The 18,089-nt window shown below is 68.6% G+C and carries 22 protein-coding genes and 1 pseudogene; 4 read left to right on the top strand and 19 right to left on the bottom strand.

Annotation, left to right across the window (positions count from 1 at the left end; all coding sequences use genetic code 11):
* Nucleotides 1–620: 620 nt before the first annotated feature.
* The 4 genes from hemC to ACO1BR_RS42055 all read right to left on the bottom strand — a co-directional run bounded on the left by hemC (nucleotide 621) and on the right by ACO1BR_RS42055 (nucleotide 3,485).
* On the bottom strand, nucleotides 621–1,595 hold the full coding sequence (hemC, locus tag ACO1BR_RS42070) for a hydroxymethylbilane synthase (protein WP_426800407.1): 975 nt from the start codon (nucleotides 1,593–1,595) through the stop codon (nucleotides 621–623).
* The gene (locus ACO1BR_RS42065; protein WP_426800406.1) at nucleotides 1,592–2,035 is read right to left on the bottom strand and encodes an NUDIX domain-containing protein; all 444 of its coding nucleotides are present in this window, start codon (nucleotides 2,033–2,035) and stop codon (nucleotides 1,592–1,594) included. The genes hemC and ACO1BR_RS42065 overlap by 4 nt, the downstream gene beginning before the upstream one ends.
* A gap of 565 nt (nucleotides 2,036–2,600) precedes the next feature.
* A complete protein-coding gene (locus ACO1BR_RS42060) occupies nucleotides 2,601–2,789 on the bottom strand; it encodes a hypothetical protein (protein ID WP_426800405.1) in 189 nt (62 codons plus the stop codon).
* A 321-nt stretch (nucleotides 2,790–3,110) separates the two neighbouring features.
* Nucleotides 3,111–3,485 carry a hypothetical protein gene (locus ACO1BR_RS42055; protein ID WP_426800404.1) on the bottom strand — a complete coding sequence of 125 codons (375 nt, stop codon included), beginning with the start codon at nucleotides 3,483–3,485 and terminating at the stop codon, nucleotides 3,111–3,113.
* A gap of 192 nt (nucleotides 3,486–3,677) precedes the next feature.
* Here ACO1BR_RS42055 and ACO1BR_RS42050 point away from each other — a divergent pair, with 192 nt between their 5' ends.
* The 4 genes from ACO1BR_RS42050 to ACO1BR_RS42035 are packed head-to-tail and all read left to right on the top strand — an operon-like array spanning nucleotide 3,678 to nucleotide 5,627.
* On the top strand, nucleotides 3,678–4,097 hold the full coding sequence (locus ACO1BR_RS42050; protein ID WP_426800403.1) for a hypothetical protein: 420 nt from the start codon (nucleotides 3,678–3,680) through the stop codon (nucleotides 4,095–4,097).
* Nucleotides 4,057–4,578 carry a DUF6879 family protein gene (locus ACO1BR_RS42045; RefSeq protein ID WP_426800402.1) on the top strand — a complete coding sequence of 174 codons (522 nt, stop codon included), beginning with the start codon at nucleotides 4,057–4,059 and terminating at the stop codon, nucleotides 4,576–4,578. Before ACO1BR_RS42050 ends, ACO1BR_RS42045 begins: the two co-directional genes overlap by 41 nt.
* Nucleotides 4,579–4,585: 7 nt before the next feature.
* Entirely contained in the window at nucleotides 4,586–5,449 is an 864-nt protein-coding gene (locus ACO1BR_RS42040; RefSeq protein ID WP_426800401.1) for a helix-turn-helix domain-containing protein, read from the top strand.
* Nucleotides 5,442–5,627, top strand: a complete 186-nt coding sequence (locus ACO1BR_RS42035) for a DUF397 domain-containing protein (RefSeq protein ID WP_426800400.1) — start codon at nucleotides 5,442–5,444, stop codon at nucleotides 5,625–5,627. The genes ACO1BR_RS42040 and ACO1BR_RS42035 overlap by 8 nt, the downstream gene beginning before the upstream one ends.
* A gap of 78 nt (nucleotides 5,628–5,705) precedes the next feature.
* Here ACO1BR_RS42035 and ACO1BR_RS42030 read toward each other — a convergent pair whose 3' ends face one another.
* From ACO1BR_RS42030 to ACO1BR_RS41960, 15 genes and pseudogenes are all read right to left on the bottom strand, one after another.
* Nucleotides 5,706–5,963: a hypothetical protein gene (locus tag ACO1BR_RS42030; protein ID WP_426800399.1), complete on the bottom strand. Its 258-nt coding sequence runs from the start codon at nucleotides 5,961–5,963 to the stop codon at nucleotides 5,706–5,708.
* The gene (locus ACO1BR_RS42025) at nucleotides 5,960–6,226 is read right to left on the bottom strand and encodes a hypothetical protein (RefSeq protein ID WP_426800398.1); all 267 of its coding nucleotides are present in this window, start codon (nucleotides 6,224–6,226) and stop codon (nucleotides 5,960–5,962) included. Before ACO1BR_RS42025 ends, ACO1BR_RS42030 begins: the two co-directional genes overlap by 4 nt.
* A 196-nt stretch (nucleotides 6,227–6,422) precedes the next feature.
* Nucleotides 6,423–6,971, bottom strand: a pseudogene (locus tag ACO1BR_RS42020) (GH25 family lysozyme); the annotation flags it as partial.
* Nucleotides 6,972–7,063: 92 nt separating this feature from the next.
* Entirely contained in the window at nucleotides 7,064–8,512 is a 1,449-nt protein-coding gene (locus tag ACO1BR_RS42015) for a collagen-like triple helix repeat-containing protein (protein WP_426800397.1), read from the bottom strand.
* 7 nt (nucleotides 8,513–8,519) lie between these two features.
* A complete protein-coding gene (locus ACO1BR_RS42010; protein WP_426800396.1) occupies nucleotides 8,520–9,266 on the bottom strand; it encodes a hypothetical protein in 747 nt (248 codons plus the stop codon).
* Complete coding sequence (locus ACO1BR_RS42005; protein ID WP_426800395.1) at nucleotides 9,267–10,367, bottom strand: hypothetical protein; 1,101 nt, start codon at nucleotides 10,365–10,367, stop codon at nucleotides 9,267–9,269.
* A 593-nt stretch (nucleotides 10,368–10,960) separates the two neighbouring features.
* The gene (locus ACO1BR_RS42000) at nucleotides 10,961–11,962 is read right to left on the bottom strand and encodes a hypothetical protein (protein WP_426800394.1); all 1,002 of its coding nucleotides are present in this window, start codon (nucleotides 11,960–11,962) and stop codon (nucleotides 10,961–10,963) included.
* A gap of 12 nt (nucleotides 11,963–11,974) precedes the next feature.
* On the bottom strand, nucleotides 11,975–12,877 hold the full coding sequence (locus ACO1BR_RS41995; protein ID WP_426800393.1) for a phage distal tail protein: 903 nt from the start codon (nucleotides 12,875–12,877) through the stop codon (nucleotides 11,975–11,977).
* 2 nt (nucleotides 12,878–12,879) lie between these two features.
* Nucleotides 12,880–15,300 carry a phage tail tape measure protein gene (locus ACO1BR_RS41990; RefSeq protein ID WP_426800392.1) on the bottom strand — a complete coding sequence of 807 codons (2,421 nt, stop codon included), beginning with the start codon at nucleotides 15,298–15,300 and terminating at the stop codon, nucleotides 12,880–12,882.
* Between the two features lie 227 nt (nucleotides 15,301–15,527).
* A complete protein-coding gene (locus ACO1BR_RS41985; protein ID WP_426800391.1) occupies nucleotides 15,528–16,016 on the bottom strand; it encodes a DUF7426 family protein in 489 nt (162 codons plus the stop codon).
* Complete coding sequence (locus ACO1BR_RS41980; protein ID WP_426800390.1) at nucleotides 16,016–16,540, bottom strand: phage tail tube protein; 525 nt, start codon at nucleotides 16,538–16,540, stop codon at nucleotides 16,016–16,018. The genes ACO1BR_RS41985 and ACO1BR_RS41980 overlap by 1 nt, the downstream gene beginning before the upstream one ends.
* A gap of 11 nt (nucleotides 16,541–16,551) precedes the next feature.
* Complete coding sequence (locus ACO1BR_RS41975) at nucleotides 16,552–16,983, bottom strand: minor capsid protein (protein WP_426800389.1); 432 nt, start codon at nucleotides 16,981–16,983, stop codon at nucleotides 16,552–16,554.
* Entirely contained in the window at nucleotides 16,980–17,330 is a 351-nt protein-coding gene (locus ACO1BR_RS41970) for a hypothetical protein (RefSeq protein ID WP_426800388.1), read from the bottom strand. Before ACO1BR_RS41970 ends, ACO1BR_RS41975 begins: the two co-directional genes overlap by 4 nt.
* A complete protein-coding gene (locus ACO1BR_RS41965; RefSeq protein WP_426800387.1) occupies nucleotides 17,327–17,647 on the bottom strand; it encodes a hypothetical protein in 321 nt (106 codons plus the stop codon). The genes ACO1BR_RS41970 and ACO1BR_RS41965 overlap by 4 nt, the downstream gene beginning before the upstream one ends.
* On the bottom strand, nucleotides 17,644–18,089 hold a 446-nt coding region (locus tag ACO1BR_RS41960; RefSeq protein ID WP_426800386.1), incomplete at its 5' end, for a hypothetical protein. The genes ACO1BR_RS41965 and ACO1BR_RS41960, both read right to left, overlap by 4 nt.

Genomic DNA, 18,089 nt, shown 5'->3' with positions numbered 1-18,089 from the left:
ATCACGCGCCCCACCATAGCCAGATACGCGAAAGCCCCGTCCGGCTCTGTGATCTGCAGCAGTGCGGGTGAAACACTCGAGGGCTGACCTGCGGAAACGCGGAGTAGTGGCAACGCGGCGCGACCCCGGCACCTTGGAACATGGGTGCCGGGGTCGCGTGCGTCTAACGTTTTCGTCTGGGCAAGGGGTCTCCGGCGGACGGAGTTGACGTGCGATCAGGTGGGGTAGCCCCTAGTGGGCCGCCAGCAGTGCCCCGATGATGAGCCCGGCCAGAAGCAGGCCCAAGGCCACGGGCAGGGGAGCCACTCCGGTGGCTTCGGCTGATGCCCCACGGCGCCGGAACGAGGGAATCCAGACGAGGCCCTGCGAGTCCCCGGTGTGATGGTGGTGGCTGCCGTGGTGGCCCAGTCCCCCGCTGTGGTGGTGGCCGCCAAACCCGCCCCCGTGGTGGCCGCCCCCGCTGAATCCTCCGCCGCCGTGCATGGTGTTCACCCCGTAGTTCGTGGTCCGTTCTTCACCGCCGCCTGCCCGGATCTTGGTGGTCTACACCTGAACTGGCCAGGTCGCTTCGTGGCGTCCGTCCATGCCTGAGCTGCTGGGTCGCCGTGCTACCGCGACCGTCAGTGCGGAATGCCTTCGATGATGTCGCGGGCGCCCTGCCGCAGCAGTTCAGCGCAGACGCGGGAGCCGAGTACGGCGGGGTCGTTCATTGACTCGCCCCAGAAATGGGCGTGAACGAACTTGCTGCCGTCGCGTGAGAACACCATGCCGCGCAGGCTGAGCTGTCCGTCGGGCTCCGTGATGCAGTGGCCCGCGATGGGGCTGTTGCAGTGCCCCCGTAGGCCGTGCAGCATGACGCGCTCGGCGGTGATCTCGGTCATGGTGCGTTCGTGGTTGAGCTGCTGGAGCAGGTAGGCGACCGGGTCGTCATCTCGGCGGCATTCGAGGCCGAGGGCGCCCGCGCCGACGGCCGGCAGCATCTCGTCGACTTCGAATACCTGCCGGGCCCGGTCCGTGATGCCGAGGCGTTCCAGTCCTGCTCGGGCGAGAACCATCGCGTCGAGGTTGTGGTCGATGGGCTTGCGTCCGTCGAGCTTGTCGATACGTGTGCCGACCAGGCCGCGGACCCGTACGACGTTGAGATCGGGGCGGACGCGGTTGATCTGGGCCTTCCGGCGCACGGCGGACGTGGCGACGGAGGCGCCGGACGGCAGGTCCGCGAGAGTCTGCACCTCGGATCCTTTGGGCACGAGCAGCACATCGTGCACGTCGTCACGAGGGAGGTACGCGGCGAAGATGAGCCCCTTGGGCATGGGGACGTCGCCGGGCACGTCCTTCATGCAGTGGACGGCCATGTCGACTTCATGGCGCTGCAACATCTGATCGATTTCGCGGACGAACAAGCCTTTCCCGCCGAGCTGCGCGAGGTCGCCCTGCCATTTGTCGGCCTCGGTGGTCACCGGCACGACCTCGATATCGAGTTCAGGCTCGAATTTGCGAAGGAGACCGGACACTTGCTCTACCTGGGCGATGGCTAGCGGCGAACTGCGGGTGCCGATGCGCAGCTTGCGGGCGGGGAAGTTGGTGGCGTTCATAACGTCCCTTCGTTTCTGGTTTCACGGTAGACCGCGCCGCCGGGCAGTTGGAGCGGCCCGATGATTCGTGCGGAGATGGCGGGATGCAGCAGCGACGCGGCCTCGGTGCGAGTGGCCCACCGCCAGGCGTCGAGTTCGTTGTGCTGCAAGGTGATTCGGTCGGTGTCGGCCTGCCGCAGCGTGGGGCCGGCGAACAGGAACGCGAGGCGGTTGCGGCGGCCGGGGCGTGTGGCTTGCAGCCATTCGACGGCGAGTAGGTCGCGTTCCTGTACGTCGAGGTCGAGGTCGAGTTCTTCGCGCACTTCCCGTCGCGCGGCGTCGAGGGGGGACTCGTGCTCTTCGATGATTCCGCCGGGCAACTGCCATGGAGAGTCGTCCTTGGCGGGGTGGACGATGAGGAGGGCGTCACGCGGATTGGTGATCAGGAGGGCGGTGGTCATGGGGTGACCGGGCGCTGCTGGTGTCATGGCTCGTACCTTCCGCGGTGTCGGATGGTGGCTTGACGCTCGTTCCTGGTGAGCCGGCGGGGGCATTGCCCCGCTGGCGCCTTACTTCCAGGCGCCAGCGATGTGCGACAGGAGCGCCATCACGCCAGCCCAAAGACCGAGGATGACCAGTAGGGCGAGGGCCGCTGTCATAACGAGGCCAACGGATAGGGACTGTGTCTCTCGCTGCTCGTTGTCGCGAGCCTGCACGGCATTTTCATGAGCTGCGGAATCGCATCCAGGGCAGCCCGTTATCTTGTGCTCTAAGCCGTCCATGCCGTCCATCAAGCTTCCTTGGGGGCAGTGCCGCACAGAGCGCAGGGGAACCGGCACTTGCGGCGTGGCGGTCCGCTGCCGCGCTCTTCGCGCGGTCGGACGGGGTTTTCGTTACTCATGCTTCCTCTGCTCCGGCGAGGGGCCGACTGCCGAACTTTCAAGAGCCGGCCCCGATTCAGAAGCCCGCCCCTACCGTCTGGCTCCGCCGCCATCACCGGAGGGGCGGGAGTCACGGGAGATCGGTTTACTTTCTGTCTCCGCCCTGCGGTTGCGGGTCGTGTGGAGCCTCCGGGGGCATGGGCCCGCCGTCGTGCTTCCCGCCGTCCGCCTTGGCCACGACCACCAGGTCCCGGGGGTGCCGGAACGGGACACCACGCCAGCCCTCGGCATCAGGCGTGCGCGTCTCGAATGTCTCGACCGCTACAGCGTTCATCTCTCAACCTCCTCTTCCGTGGGGGGCCGCGCCGCCGTACCGTCAAGGGCATGGCCCCAAGGTCCGCAGGCTTCCTGCGGTTGGGTCCCCCGCCCCGGCTGTTCGACTGTCCAGGTTTCCGCCGCCGGGGTGGGAGTCTCTACTCCGCGTCACTGACGCCCCTTGTCCCGGCAGCTGAGGCACGGGAAGGGGCAGGACGGTGACTTCGGTCCTTGGGGGATGAATACGACTCCAGAGGCGATGTCCAGCCGTCCGTCGTAATCCGTCCACCAGCCGTCACGGGAGTCCGTGTGTGGCTCTTCCGCATTTGTGGTCAGGGGCTCACGAGCCACCGGTCTCTCTCCTCTGGCGGTAGACCCACAGGAGTTGCCGAGCGAGGAGCGCCACGTCACGGTTGAAGAAGAAGATGCTGAAAGCCGTCATCTCCTTGGTGGGCCGGTCCTTCAGGTCGAGGAGCTTGTACGCCTTGGAGAACATCTCCCGCACCTGTGAGTCCTCATCAGCTCCCAACTCCTCTCGGAGGAGCAGTTCCAGGTGTCCGACGAGAATCGGCGTCTTACTCTCGATCTGCTCACGGGTCGAGGTGGCCAACTCCATCGTCAGTGTGGAATCAGTGCTGTCCTCAACAAGCTCGACATCGATCGGCAGATCGTCGATGCCTGCGCCCATGGGCTTGCCAGTCACGGTGAACACCACGCGTCTCCCCTCGGTGCCGCTCGCATACGGCTGCCTTGGCGGCTCGGTTCGAGAACGAACGTAGAGCCGCCGCAAGCCAACCTCCAAGGAAATTGCGCGAGTTTGCAGCAAGCTGATTGACGCCGTCGAACGCGTCACCGACCCTCGTGACGGCGCGCAAATTCGCGCAAGACGGCAGACAGGAGAACGACCATGAAGCTACGGTTCCTTGGTAAGAACTCCCGCCAGGGTGACTGCCCGACCCTCTACGCCACTGACCGTGACACGTACCTCGTCCAGGGGTGGAAGATCTTCGCCAACGATCTGCTGATGCAGCTCACCATCTCCGAGGGCGAGACGGCTGTGGAGGTGCCGACCGAGCTGTTCGAGTACCTGGAGAAGGATGGGCTCCCCTCCGGCGAGTTCAGGCGTCTTGAGGATCCCCTCATGATCCTGACGCCAGGGGGAACGTACGTTGTCCGGGGGCTGGAGGTGACCGACCCTGAGGCCCTGGGACAGATGGAGATTCCGGACTACGAGACTGTGGTCGAGGTCCCCAAGGCCGCGATCACAGCGCTACTGGAGGAACCGCGTGGAGCTGATCTCCAGCGCCGAGCGCAACCAGCTCTTTGAGCGCTTCGTGCACGACGCTTTCCACTTGGAGCTGAGGGACGACTACTCAGTCTCAAACGAGGAGGGCCCGTATGAGAGCTGGCTCCGCGGGGTAGCCGATGATTCGTTCATGGCGCCGTGGACACAGCTCGTGAAGCGCGTCACCGACTCAGGGATGACCGTGCGCCGGGTCCGGGTCGTCAGCGAGCCGCACAGCCCGTACATCCAGTGGGAGTACGCCACCACTCACGTCAATGAAGAGGCTGGCGAGTCCATCCGCTGGCTGCCCCGGAACAAGTTGCCAGAGGGCCTCGTGTTCCCTGCGGAGGGAAATGATTGGTGGCTCTTCGACGACAAGCTGTTGGCCGTAGGGCATTTCGATGACACAGGGTGTGTTCTGGGCTCTGAGGTCATAGAGTCCCCTGCCGTTGTCGCCGAGTGCATCCGCGTCCGGGATCTGCTCTGGGACATGGCCATCCCACACAACGAGTACAAGCCCTGACTGTTCCGTGAGCGACCAAGCACAAGAGACACGGGAGGCGTTGGGCGCCCGGCTGCGTGGATTCCGCAAGGACGCGGGGTTCAGCAGCGGCCGGGCCTTCGCCGCTGCCACCGGATGGCAGGAATCCAAGGTCTCTCGTATCGAGAACGGCAAGCAGAACGCGAGCGAGGACGACATCCGCGTCTGGTGCCAGACGACCGGGCGCGAGGCCGACCTCGCGGACCTGATCGCCACAGTTCGTCATATCGACGAGATGTGGATGGAGTGGCGTCGGCAGATCCAGGACGGGGCCGAGAATCTTCAGAAGAAGTCTCTGCCGCTCTACCGAAAGACCAAGGTCTTCAGGATCTGGGAGCCCAACGTCATCTGGGGCACCATCCAGACTGCGGACTACGCCGAGGTCATCTTCGAGCAGGTATCGAACTTCCACGAGAGCCCGCCCGACATGGAGGCGGCCGTGGCGAAGCGCCTCGAACGGCAGAAGTACCTCTATGAGGGGGACCGGATCTTCAACGTGCTCCTCGGAGAGCAGGCCCTCTACTCGAATCACGGTGGCTCGGAGGTCATGAGGGCACAACTCGACCGGCTCATAGCAGTATTGGCGCTGCCACGGCTCAGTCTGGGGATCGTCCCACGGTCCGCTCCCCTCGCCATCTGGCTCGGGCACGGTTTCGTGATGTTTGACGACAAGCTTGTCAAGGTGGAGACGTGCTCCGCAGAGATCTCTGTGACGCAGCCGAGGGAAATCGAGCTTTATCGCAAGGAGTTTGACCTTCATCGCCAGTCCGCCGTCTATGGCCAGGCCGCTAGAGACCTGATCTTGACCGCCATCGATCATTTCGATCGTCTGGGAAGGGGAAATCGTGGCTGAGACACCGAATTGGCGCACCAGCACCTATACCAAGTACGAAAGTTGCATCGAAGTAGCCGATGTCGACCCCAGCAAGATCATGGTTCGGGACACCAAGGACCGGGACGGCGGAACACTGACCTTCTCGCCGGCCCCCTGGGCCGGTTTCGTGAGATTCGCCAAGGCGTTCAAGGACTGAGATCGCCCTGCCTCGGCCTAAAAATCACAAATGCCCCCGCACGGCCGCTTACGGCTGTGCGGGGGCATTGTGGTGCTTCTACCGGGCAGCGGTGGCTTGCCAGACGGTCACGAACAAGCCGACGACACCGACCAGGGCGGCGATGCTGGGCAGGGGCCAGCGGCGCCGTTCGATGGTGTCGAGGCGCTGTTCGTGGTCGGCGAGTTGCCTGTCGGTCTGGTCGGAACGCTGGACGAGGAGTGCGAGGGAGCCGTCGACGCGGGCGAACCCCTTGTCGACGGAGCCTCTCAGGCGTTCCAGTTCGAGGGCGACGTCGCCAGGGTCGCGATCGATCACGCGCCGCCTCCACTGTCCTTGCGAGCGAGGGCGCGCAGCTCGACGTCAGCCGGCGGGCCGGTGCGCAGCCAGCCGGGGAGCAGTGCCTGCACGCCGGGCAGGGCCATCACGCGAGCCAGGCCGCCGGCGACGGCGAGGGAGCCGGCGACCCACGGCAGGGACGCGGGGATGCCGGAGGCGTCGACGATGGCGGGGAGGAGAACGGCGAGGGCGACGGTGGTCTGCACGATGGTGCGGATCGTGCGCCGGGTGGCGTCGGTCATGGGTGCCTCACTTCACGATCTTGAGGGTCTGGCCGGCGTAGATCCGGTCGGGGTTGCTGATGCGGTTCGCGGCGGAGAGTTTGGCGACGGTCGTCCCGTACCGGGCCGCAATGCCCGAGAGGGTGTCGCCGGATCGCACCGTGTACGTGGCGGTCTGCGGCGGCGAGGGGTGGTTCGGCGGTGCCGTGGTGCCGGTTGCCCATGCCCGCAGTGCGGCCCGGTCGCGGAAGGCGCCGACGTTGGTGTCGAGGGGCTGGTCGGTGTGCTGGTGGAACAGCCACTTCGCCTTGATCCGGGGGCGGCCGGCGGTGACGTAGTCCGCGATCCACAGGCCGTCGCCGGCGTAGGAGGTGGTGTCGCGGTTGAGCCAGAAGTCGCGGTTGACGTACAAGATCACCCGGTGAGTCGGGCGGAGCCGCTTCACCGCGCGAATGAACGCGTCCTTCTCCGCGCACGTCGCGTGGGTTCCTGAACCGGTGGTTTCCCAGTCGACGGCCAGGACGTCGCCCTCGACGCTGGCGCACTTGTCGACGAAGTACCGGGCCTGCGCTTCGATGTTCCCCGGCCACAGGAAGTGGTAGAAGCCGGTGATCAGCCCATTGCGGCGGGCGTGGGCGGCCTGGGCGGACTGGCGAGGGTTGATGTACGACGTGCCCTCGGTGGCCTTGATGAACGCGAAGTCCAGACCCTTGGTCGAGTAGGCGCTCGGCTGGTACGAGGAGACGTCGACGCCTCTTACGGTCATGTGTGCCTTCCTTCCTGGCATGAGAAAACGCCCGGCGCGGTGCGCTCGGGCGTGCGGTGTGTGGTTGATCAGGTGGTCTGCTGGGTGTGTGGTCAGACCAGGGCGAGGGCCATGATCGGAATGTCGTGGTCGGTGAACACTCCCGCGTCGGCTTGGTTCAGTCGGGCGGGGGTGTTGGACTGGGCGTTGAGGTACCAGGCGCGGGCGAACGGGGTACCGAAGAAGAAGTTCGCCGCGGCGACGGGCGCCTCGTTCTGTACGTGGTAGAACGCATAATCCGACCCTCCGCCCGTGGCCAGGACCCACGTCAGCCAGTACCGGCCGGGCATGAGGGTGACTGTCAACGGCATGGCGATCGGCGTTGCGCCGATGTGGTTGTTGATCATCTGCGGTGGGCTGCCGGCCGTCTGCCCGGCCATGTCGAGACTGACCGGCGCCGCTGTGCTGGTGACCTTCGTCCCGTCCTCGCGATAGATGCCCGCGGCATACCGGTTGGCTGGCACGCCTCCATAACCACGGGCGAACATGGTCACTCTGTTGGCCTGGGTCGGCTCCGTGATGTTGATGCCGCACACGTAAAGCCGCTGCGGTGAAAGGAACTTGGCCACGGGGTTGGCGACCGTGTACGGGTCACACGTCCATGTCTGGAAACCGAGAGCCTGCGGCGTCCAGACGTTGCGGGCGCCGGTGGCCGGCGGGAGTTGTGCGGCGGGTATCTGCCCGCTGGCGTCGAGGCTGGCGATCCCGCCGGCGGCGCCGCGGGCGCTGGTGGCCAGCGCGCCGACGTCGGCCGCGGCGAGCTGCACGGCGCCAGTCATGCCGTTGACTGACGCGACCACCCCGGCGGTGGGCGGGAGTTGGGCGGTGGGGACGCGGCCGGTGTCGTCGAGCTGGGCGATGCCGCCCGGGGCGCCAGCCGCGGCGGTGGGGACCGCTCCGACGTCGGCCGCGGTGAGCGTGACCTCGGCGGCCGAATGGCCGTTGACAGAGTGCACCCGGCCGACGGCCCCCGGAGCGCCCTGCACGCCGCGCTCACCCTGAGGGCCCGGCTCGCCCTGGGGCCCGGTCCGCCCCCGCTGGCCCTCCGGACCGCTGGGGCCGGTCAGGGAGGCGAGCCAGTCGGTCCGGGTGCCCTCGAATCCGTCGGCGACGGCCACCTCGTACGCGGAAGCGCCGCGAACCGCCACGTAGTTGGGCTTGGTCGGGTCGGTGGGGGCGATGTCGGCGAGGTCGACCTCGGGCGCCTCGGCGGGCAGCAGGACTTGATACGAGCGGCCGGCCGGGATGCCCGACAGCGACTCGGTCACGGTGTACGACCAGCCGTCGGGGATCATGCCGGGCGCGTCGGTGGCGGGCAGGGTCGCGCTGATCTGCCCCTGCGCGTCGAGCTGCGCGGTGACCGGCCCGCCGAGGATGACGTCGGCGGCCGGGAATGTGAGCTGCGCCGGGGCACGGAAGACGACCGCGCCGGACAGGGGCCGGCCGTCGGGCGAGAGGAAACGCCCGGTGACGGTGACGGTGGGGATGGAGTCAGGAAGCATGCGGTTCCTAGTGGTTGGCTTCGCTGGGATTGGCGGTGTTGGAGCCCCACATGCCCTGACACCACGCAACCGCGGTGCCGGCTCCGGCGGTGCGTCGGGCCTGGATGAGTAGGGCGGCGGTGTCGCCACGGGATAGGCCGTGCGCACTGGGGGTGATGCGCTGCGAGGTGAAGACCTCTTTGCCGGCGGTGGTGATCGTGTCGCCAAGCTGCGTGAGGGTGCCACCGCGGTTGAGCATGAGGCGAGCCTCGGCGGTGGTGCCGACCGGCGCGAAGATCGACCAGTACGCGGCGAGTACGGCGTGTTGTGTCCAGATGGTGCCGGCGTGGGTGGTGGTCCAGTCGGAGGCGGTGACGGTGGCGCTGGGCGTGAGGGGGATGGGCACCCACGGTCGGCCGAGGTACCCGTCGGCGTACCCGTCATCCATCACGATCGGGGACGGGTACCCGCCGCGGGCGAATAGCCGGACCATTTGGGATGCGGTGTTGTCGTTGCCGCCGACCTCCAGGGCGACGCCGGTCCCGTCCTCGCGGGCCATGCTCACGCCGTACCGGCCGGTGGCGAACTGGCCGACCCCGAGCACCTGCGCGCCGCCGGGGGCGCGGACGTCGAGGCTGCCGCCCTCGCCGATCACTACGGCCCCGTGCGTGATCCGGTTCAGGGCGGGCCGGGTCTGGGCGCGGCCGGCAAGTTCACGCACCTGCCGTTCAAGGGCGCGGATGCGGTCGAGGAGGTCGAGGGGGACAGCGGCCATTTAGGGCGCCTCCAGGAGAAGTTTCGCGGTTTCGGGTCGGCCGCGCTCGGGCGGTGTGATGGCCATGCCGACGACGCGGTACCGCTCGTCGAGGCCATCGGGCCACCACAGATCGCGTATGCGCAGTCGGATGGTGGTGCCGAGCATGGCGGGGGAGAGGGGGGCGCGGCCCATGTGCACGGTGATCTCGGGAATGGTGCGCGGGGCGCGGGCGGTGTCCCAGTCGGCCCGCGCGTGGGCGTCCAGGGTGGGTTTCTCGATCACGGTGGAGTAGTCCGAGGTGCCATCCAGGCGCGGCCAGCCGGCTGCGAGGGCGCCCTCGTCCACGAGCAGATCAGACAGCAACGGAACCGATTCGGACGCCTGGTTGGTGTTGTCGCTGGCGCCGCGGGACTGCCAGACGTTCGCCTGCCCGGTGGCGTCCACGGGCCAGGCGTAGGACATGACGGGGCCCGGATGGTCGAGGACGACGTCGCTCGCACCGGTCCGGATCACCGGTGACCCAAGCTGAAGCCGCTTGATGCGCCGGCCGCTTTCGGGATCCCGGAAGGCGGCTATGCGCCACTCGAATCCGCCCTGAACTTTGCCAAGTTGGTCGATCAGGTCACGGAGCGAGGGCACGTCGTACCGGCTGTAGACGCGATCACGCGCCATGCCGGAGGACTCGGTGCCGTACTCGATGCCGATATCCCCGCCGGCGGCCTGCTGCGCGTAGTCGATCAGCTGCCGCACGATGTCGAACTGCTCGACCTGCCGGGCCTCGAAGGTGTCGAGCAGGCGGCGGTGATCGAGGTAGCTGTCGAAGGTGCCGGCCTGGACCTGCATGGACAGAAAGCCGCGGTCGGTGGACTGCACCGCAGCGGTCCACACGATCCCGCCCCACCAGATTTCCCGCCCCCGCTCAATCCACAGGGAGGTGCGACCCGGGGTGACAGCGGCGCGCACACGGGTAGCAACACCGCTGTTCGGAATGGGTATGGTGCCCTGGGCGGTGCCAGTCTTGCCGAGGTAGTCGTCGAAGCTGACGCCTTGCAGGGGCAGCACGTCGAGCAGCTGGTCGGTCCGCAGGTCACAGAACAATGCCCGGTAGGCAGCGAACATGCGCACTCCCCCCAATCCGGTTGCTGGGCTATCGCTGTGGCCGCAAGTCGGATCTCGCGGGCAAGCAGTTCGCCGAATCAGGCACGGATGCTGTCGCGCCTTCCTAGACTGTGCATTGATCCCAACGAGAGGGGCGATCGTGGCGACCTGGGGCCTGATCCGCGAGGCAACCGAACCGCGCATAGGCCATGAGGGCTTCACCACGGAGATGCACGTGTTGGCGCGGGTGGAGGGGACTCGCGAAGAGGCTCTGGCAGAGCTTGAGAGGCATGTTCGGCGCTTGATGGACGACCAGCCCAAGAAGCGGCATTGCCGACGGATCTTCCGCAACGGGGACGACTTCCTGTTGATCATCAATCGCAGAGGGCGGTCCTTGGGCAGCCGATTCACAGTTGCGGAGCTGCTAGAGGACCCACACGCACCGGTGAATCCGCCGGATGCACGCGAGGCCAAGGGAATCCCCAATGGGGCGCCCGTGAAGCCGACGTGGCTAGGCCGCTTCGGTAAGGCTGCTCAGGATCCCCCCAGCTAACAGGCTGTCTCCACCTTCGATCCGCGGCACAGTGCGGAGCCATCTGCATCTCAACCAGGAGTCAGTCGGTCCACCAGGAGCAGCCGAAGGCCAGCCATGTGGAGACAGGTCGTTGAAATGCGGCGTTGATCGTGCCTCGGCCGCTGATCTCTCCGCGGACGATTCCGACCGGGTAGGTGCTGGAGACGTCGCAGCCGAACAGCACCTCGGCGTACGAGGTGGGTGACTGAGACGGCCGATACATGGCCGGGAGGGTCAGGCCCGGAAGGGGTTGCCCGTCGGCGGGGATAGGGCCGGCGGTGCGAGTGATGCGCCCGCGCAGGTGCACCTGTGCGCCGGTCTTGCGGATCTGGAACGGGTAGGCGTTGCTGGAGAACCGCTGATAGCCGGTGGGCAGGGGTAGGTCGACCCAACCGGTGTCGGCCGGGTAGGGCTGCCACGCCCCGGCCAAGGCGGACCAGCGTTCAAGGCCGATGCCGGTGTCGCGGTACTGCCCGTCATAGGCGCCGGCGAAGGAAAGGCCCCAGCCGCGCGGGATGATCCCGCCGTACGCGGCGGTGTACCGCCGCCGATCGGCCAGCGTGGAACCCCAGGTGATCCCGCCGGTGCCGGCGGACGTGCCGGCCGGGACGGTCACCTCCCACAGCCGCAACGCGGCCGGCGGCAGGACGGGGCCGGCCGGCGTTGCCGCGGGGGTGCCTTGGATGACCTCGACGGCGACGGTGGTCTGCTCGCTGGTGTCATGCAGCCCATCTCGGACCCGCAGCACGACGGCGTCGACGCGGCCGTATTGCGCGTCGCCGTCGGCCAGCGTCAGCGTCTCGGGCGAGGTCACCACAACCGGATACGCGCCCTGTGTTGTGGTGCCTTGGACCAGGGCGCGGCCGGTGCCGATCTGGAGCTGCATGGGGCCGACGCCGGACGCGGCGAGGGGGTTGCCGCCGGCGATCACTCCATCGCGGGAGGCGAGTTCGGAGGTGGGGGCCATGGCACCCAGCGGCGCGAGGCGGGTGTCCTCTCTGGTCTGCCCGGTGGGTAGTAGCCATGCGGCACGCACGGTCACGGGTGGTTCTCCTTACCAGTAGGCCGAGCGCCACCGCAGGATGGCGGTTGCGCGCGGGTTAGTGAATCCGGGGGCGGCGCGAAAGGCCCAGGGCGTCACACCGGGGGGCAGGGTGAGGGCCTGCTCGGGGACCGAGCGGGCGGTTGCGTCGCTCAGTCGCGAGGCGGTGCCGTTGAGCGTGACCGTGCCGGCCGCGGTGTTGACGAGCAGCTCGTCGCCGTCGGCGAGGGTGATGTCGTACTCGATCACGTCGCCGGTCGCGAGGTTGGTGAGGCTGGGCCGGTCGACCGGCCCCCGGAACGTGATCAGGGGGTGGGTGTCGGTGGTGCCGTCGTTGGTGGCGGTGGTGGTGCCAGTCGAGCCAGGCGCCCCGAAGTCCAGCGGCCAGCCCAACCGTTCGGGGCCGGGGGCGAGGTGCCAGTCGAGGCCCGGCTCGGCGGCCGGCAGCCGGATCTCGGCGCGCTGCTCGATCAGGCTGTAACGGCGGGGGTCGCTGGCCTCGAACTGAACCGCCCCACCCGTGACCGTGCCGATGCGATAGCCGGTGTCAACGGGTATGGAGTGCCGCAGGCACCGGGCGTAGACCAATAGCGGCGGCGCGTCGTCCAGGCGCACCACGAGCGGCAGCTCGTCGTCAAGCAACGCCAGGTGCGCGCCCAACTCCCGCACCGCCGCGGTCATCGCGCCGGGCGCGGTGCGCAGCACGACACCGTCGACCGTGATCGTGCGGGGCTGCGCCAGCAGCCGGCCGGGGATCGCCCCGTGCGCGCCGGCCCGCGGCACGGTGCCGGAGTCGACGCCGGGGGAGTCCTCCCAGCCGGTGAGCGTCTTCCAGCGCACGGCCGTGCCGGGGCCGAGCAGCAGCTCGCCGTACTGGAGGTGTCCGGGGAGGGTGACCAGATCACCAGCGGACATGGTCACCCCCTGCCCTTCATCTGCCAGGCCAGCGCGGCGGCGAGTTGGTCGGCGGACTGCCCACCGGCGTGCCAGTTCTCAATGTGGAGCGTCGTCCCCCAACCACCGCCCTGCGGGCCGGCGTTGCCGGGTGCGGCGCCGGTCGGAGCGAGCTGAGGGGCGGTGGGGACGGACACCAGCGAGCGCATGGTGCGGTCGACCGCGGGGGCGCCTGCCTTGATGCCCTCGACGATGCCCGCGGGGATGAAGCGGCCGATCTGATCTCGCATGACGCGCGAGGGCGAGTGGATCCCCAACGCTCGTGCGATCGGTCCGGGGATCAGATCCTTCGCCCAGCCCATGAGGGTGTTGGCCAGCCAGGGGCCCATGTTCTGGATCCCGTGCCACAGGCCGAGGATCAGGTCTTTTCCCTTGCCGTAGAGCATGGATCCGAAGTCGCCGAAGTATCCGACGATGCGCCCGGGGAGTCCGCGGACCCAGTCGAGCATTTCGCCGGCCTTGCGCTTCGTGCCGTCCTTGATCTCCGACCAGTGCCGGATGATCAGCCCGACGAGGGTCCATTTCAGGAAGAAGTCGGCGATGCGCTGCGGCAGTGCCTTGACCCAGTCGACGATCGCGTTCCAGACCCGGACGGTGCCGGCCTTGATGTCGTCCCAGTGCCGGATGATGATCCCGACGAGGGTGAAGTTCAGGAACAGGTCCAGCAGCCACTGACCGACTGACTTGATCTTGTTCCAGACCCATTCCCAGGCGGCGGCCGTGGCGCTCTTGATCGCGTCCCACTTGGCGACGATCAGCGCGACCAGGCCGACAACGGCGGTGATGATCCAGCCGACGGGGCCCATGGCCATCACCCAGGCTGCAGCCATCCGCGCGGCCTGAATGAGGCTCTGCGCGCCCATGAGGACCCAGGCCCCCACCACGCGTGCACCGGTAGCCACGGCGGCGCCGCCCTGCGCGACCCATCCGGCAAGGATTGTGGCGTTTGTGGCCACGAACCGACCAGCAGCGGTGACACTGGCGGAGGTCTGCGTGGCCCAGCTCATCACCACCGCCGCACCTGTGGTGCCTGCCTGGGCGGCAAGGGTGATCAGGGTGGGGAGCATGAGCGTGGTGATCACGCCGGCCGCGATGCCAAGGGCGGTGGAGTGCTCGGAAATGAAGCTGCTGGCGGTCTTGAACGCGCGGCCGAGGCCACCGTCGCCGAGCCAGTTCACGAGCTTCTCAATCGCCGGGACGACGTAGGTACCGAGTACCTCGACAACTCCCTGCATGAGCTTGCGTTTGAACGCCTCGACTTTGGTCGCGGCGTTGTCGCGCATGGCGTTGCCCGCACCGTCGGCGGCGCCCTTGACGTCCCCCAACGCCTTGACGGCGCTGGACGGATCCAGCGAGTACAGCGCCTTTCCGAGGTCTTCGGCCTTGGTGCCGAACAGCTCGGTTGCGATGGCGTTCTGCTCGGTGGGGTTTTTGACGGCCCGCAAGGCGTCGAGGGTCTTGTCGAGGGCGCCGTTCGCGCTGCTGCCGCCCTTGCCGATGGCGGCGAACATCTTGTCGGCGTTGAGGTGGAGTTTCTCGAATCCGCCCCTCACCTTGTCCGATCCGGCGACGGCCTCGATGGAGAACTCTTTGATGGTGTCGGCGACGACGTCCGCATCGCGGGCGCCGCCCTTGAGGCCCTGCTGAATGAGCCCCATCGCCTGCTGCCCGGACAGGCCCATGTTCCGGAACTGGGTGCTGTACTCGGTGAACGTGTCGAGCAGATCCTCGGCCGCGTTCCCGCCGCGCTGCGTACCGCGAACGAGTACGTCCATGGCCTCATCGGCGTTCTTGGCCAGGCCGGTTCGCATCATCTGGCCCACGGATCGGGTGACGGCGGATACGTCCTCGCCCATGACCGAGGCGGTGTCGGCCACCCGCTTGCCCATGGTGGTGATCTGCTGCTCGGTCGCCTCCGGCGGCAGCAGACCAGCCCGCGCAATGCCCTTGATCGCCTCGGCGCCGTCTTGGACGCTGTCGACGATCGCCCCGGAATACAGTGCACCCGCAGCCTTGCCGTACTTCGCGGCGGCCGGTCCGCTGGCGCCGAGCTGCGCCTGCAATTGGCCGGGGATCTTTGCCTGTTCGAGGGCCTCGCCGATCCCTCCGACCAGCGCGGTACCGATGGCGATACCGACCGCGGCGGCGGCGAGCTTCTTGAGCCCCTTCTGTATGGCCTCGGCGGCGCGGTTGCCGCCCCGCTCGGCGCCCTGCTCGACGCCGTCGCCGAGCTGGTTACCGGCCTGCCGCCCGGACCGGTCCGCACTTGAGGCCATCCGATCCCCGCCGGCGCGCAGCGCGGCCTCGGCCCGCTGTACGCCCGTGCGGGCGCCGGAGTCGTCGACGGTGATGGTTGCAGCGAGTTCGCCGACGCGGAGGGCCACGGCGCATCACCTCCGGACGGTCGTGCCTCCCGGGGATGCGGGGGCGGCGGGCGGGGGTGTGAGCACGCGGGCGAGGCGGGACTCGGCGGAGAGAAGGGCGAGGATGCGCACGCGCAGCCAGCGCCAGGACCGGGCGCGCAGCAGCGCCCGGTCGCCGAGGTCAACGCCGTAAATCTCGTGCAGATCGGCCTCGATCAGCGGCCAGTGACCGAGGATCTTGGGCCAGGTCAGCGCGGGCGGTTGCCCTTGCCCCGGGCGCGGGCGGGGGGTGCCTTCGGGCCACTCGTACCACTCGTAGAGCCCCGACTCGGGGTCGACTTCGCCGCGCCCGATCGGGCCCGGCGCGTCTCCCGGTTCGGGGCCAGACGAGAAGGGTCGCCGCCCGCATTCCAGAACTTCTCGGCCGCGGCCTTGTCCTGCGTGATCCACACCATGGCCGTCAGGGCGGCGTGTTTGAGGGCCGGCCAGGGCACGGCGTCGGCGACCATCTGCGCGTGCGCGCTGCCGAGCACCTCGGCATACAGGTCCCGCTCGGCGGCGTCCCCGAGCACCTGGTCATCGACGTGCCCGCCGTCGGCGGCCACCGCCGCCGCGTTGAGGAGCGCCTGCGTGCGCAGCCCTACCTCGGCGGAGGGGGCGGGGACGGTGTAGACGTTGCCCTGTATGGGGAGCTGAATCGTTTCGTCGAGCAGCTCGTCGAGCGCCTCGAATGCCATTACGCATCACCGCCCCTCTTGTTCACCGGCGGCGCGGGGGCGTCGGCGACCGGGTTGGGAATCTCCGCAAGCGGTCCGCTCCCGGTAAGCGTCACCTTGATCGTGTCGACCTCGTCCGGGCCACCACCTTCGGGCTCCCACGTGACCAGGGCGGAACCTTCCTGGGCGTCCGGGGCGCCGTTGCGGTCGTAGTAGCGCACCCGCACATAGGAGGCGGCACCGAACGACATAGACGCCCGGCGCAGTGCTTCCTGTGCTGCGTTGAACCGTCCGGTGGTCGGGTGGGCGCGGTGGGCGAGGGTGACCTCGACCGACCACGCCAGCATGGTCACCGCCTGCTCCGACCAGCCCTCGGCGTCGTACGTCGTGACGTCCTGCTGCGTGGGTTCGATCTTGGGCGTGAACTCGGTAATGCCGGGGACCAGCGTCCATGCGGGGGTGCCGTCCTTGCCCATGTCCAGCTCCAGCCGGTAGCGGCGGGCCAGCGCGGTCACGGTCTCGGCCGGCGGCGTCGGGGTAGCCATCGAGGCGCCTCCTATTCGAGGTGTCGGGCCGCGCGGTGGGCGCGGGCGTAGTAGTTGCTGCTGCGCTCCATACGGCCGGCAGAGTCGGCACCGATCGGCGCGGCCGAGACGCGGTAGAGGAGCTGCACGCGGGCCGCGCCCCAGGTGTGGGGGCCGGAACCGTGCAGCACGTCGAACACGGCGTCGTCGAGGGCGTCGACCTCGCGCGGGTCCGGGCCGGCGCGGGTGCGGACCTGTAGGCCGGTGGTGGTGTCAGTGAGCACGGGGGAGTCGGTCACCGGGTAGGCGGCCAGGCAGATCACGCGATCCGGCGCCGGTGGCATGGCGGCGATGGTGATCGCGGTATCGCCCGGCCCATACAGCCCGTCGGGCCGGTAGGTTCCGACCCCGGCGGAGTCGAGGAGGCGGGCGAGGCCGTCGAGTAGGTCGGCGGTGTAGCTCACGAGCGCAGCGCCCGCCGAACCTGCGCGGCGATCAACGCCTGAACCGTGCCGGCCGACTCAGGCAGCACGGATTCCAGATACTTCGCTGAACGGCCTGGAGAGTGACGGGCGTTGAGATCCTCATGCACCCGGCGGGCGTACGGGGTGTCGTAGGAGACGGCGGCGGCGAGCTGTTGCTCGTCGACACTGGCGGCGCCGGAGCGTTCGAGGGTACCCTCGGCGATCGGCACCCGCTGACGGCTGGCCTGTAGGACGTGTTCGGCGCCGAGCAGCGCGCCGCGGGCCGCGGCCTCCCGGATCGCGCCCGTGGCGGCGGCGCCGTTCCATTGCAGGCGGGCACGGGTCACTCGCAACTCACCTCCGTACAGGCCGGAACGGGCAGGCCGGGGGCCGTGTGGCGGGCGACGGTGAGCGCGGTGGTGGTGCGCCCGTCGGGCAGGGTGATCTGACTCCCGGGTGGGCAGTCGAGCGTCGGCCCGGCAATCACGGTCGCCGTTGCCGTGACCTGGCGGCCGTCGGCGGTGCGCACCATGCGCGGGGCTTCGTCCACCAGGGCGCGCACATTGGGGATGGCGTGCCGGTACTGCGGCCCGTAGGCGCCCTCGCCGGCGTACGGCTCAACCGAGATCCGATGCCGCAGCAGCACCGCGGGAACCTGGGTCACCACGGCCACACCACCCCCGGTTCAAGCCCGGCCCGACGCAGCGCGCGGGCGGCGCGCGGAGCCAGCTCGACGCCGCCGGCGGCCGGCGGCTGCCCGGACCGGCCGGACAGGGACACCGGGCCGATACTGACCGAGTCCCAGATGCCGCCGGCGCCGGTGCCGTCGTCGCCGGTGGCGAGCCAGTGCTCGACCTGCGCGCACACGGCATCGGCCAGCGCGGCGCGCACCCGCGCGTCGAGGGCGTCGCCGTCCTCGTCGACCGCGTACACCGCGGTCAGCAGAGCTGAGTCGATGTCCTCGGACGCGCGGGTGAGCAGCCGCTCGGCGCCGTCCGGGGCAGGTTCGCCGAGGTAGGCGGCGAGTTGCTCGGGGGTGGCGTACAGGCGGCGCAACATCACTCCCCCGAAACGGTCGGGTTGACCTTGATCCCGCGCCACACCGC

Source organism: Streptomyces sp. YGL11-2 (assembly GCF_050054615.1).
In the GTDB taxonomy this organism is placed as follows: domain Bacteria; phylum Actinomycetota; class Actinomycetes; order Streptomycetales; family Streptomycetaceae; genus Streptomyces.
This window is presented reverse-complemented; position numbering and strand designations above follow the sequence as displayed.

What these genes read in the sequence shown, in the direction of transcription:
- ACO1BR_RS41985 (WP_426800391.1), bottom strand. Translation starts at nt 16,016, where the DNA reads ATGGCATTCGAGGCGCTCGACGAGCTGCTCGACGAAACGATTCAGCTC.
- ACO1BR_RS42065 (WP_426800406.1), bottom strand. Translation starts at nt 2,035, where the DNA reads ATGACCACCGCCCTCCTGATCACCAATCCGCGTGACGCCCTCCTCATC.
- ACO1BR_RS42025 (WP_426800398.1), bottom strand. Translation starts at nt 6,226, where the DNA reads ATGACCGACGCCACCCGGCGCACGATCCGCACCATCGTGCAGACCACC.
- ACO1BR_RS41980 (WP_426800390.1), bottom strand. Translation starts at nt 16,540, where the DNA reads ATGGCTACCCCGACGCCGCCGGCCGAGACCGTGACCGCGCTGGCCCGC.
- ACO1BR_RS41995 (WP_426800393.1), bottom strand. Translation starts at nt 12,877, where the DNA reads ATGTCCGCTGGTGATCTGGTCACCCTCCCCGGACACCTCCAGTACGGC.
- ACO1BR_RS42005 (WP_426800395.1), bottom strand. Translation starts at nt 10,367, where the DNA reads ATGTTCGCTGCCTACCGGGCATTGTTCTGTGACCTGCGGACCGACCAG.
- ACO1BR_RS42060 (WP_426800405.1), bottom strand. Translation starts at nt 2,789, where the DNA reads ATGAACGCTGTAGCGGTCGAGACATTCGAGACGCGCACGCCTGATGCC.
- ACO1BR_RS42050 (WP_426800403.1), top strand. Translation starts at nt 3,678, where the DNA reads ATGAAGCTACGGTTCCTTGGTAAGAACTCCCGCCAGGGTGACTGCCCG.
- ACO1BR_RS42010 (WP_426800396.1), bottom strand. Translation starts at nt 9,266, where the DNA reads ATGGCCGCTGTCCCCCTCGACCTCCTCGACCGCATCCGCGCCCTTGAA.
- hemC (WP_426800407.1), bottom strand. Translation starts at nt 1,595, where the DNA reads ATGAACGCCACCAACTTCCCCGCCCGCAAGCTGCGCATCGGCACCCGC.
- ACO1BR_RS42015 (WP_426800397.1), bottom strand. Translation starts at nt 8,512, where the DNA reads ATGCTTCCTGACTCCATCCCCACCGTCACCGTCACCGGGCGTTTCCTC.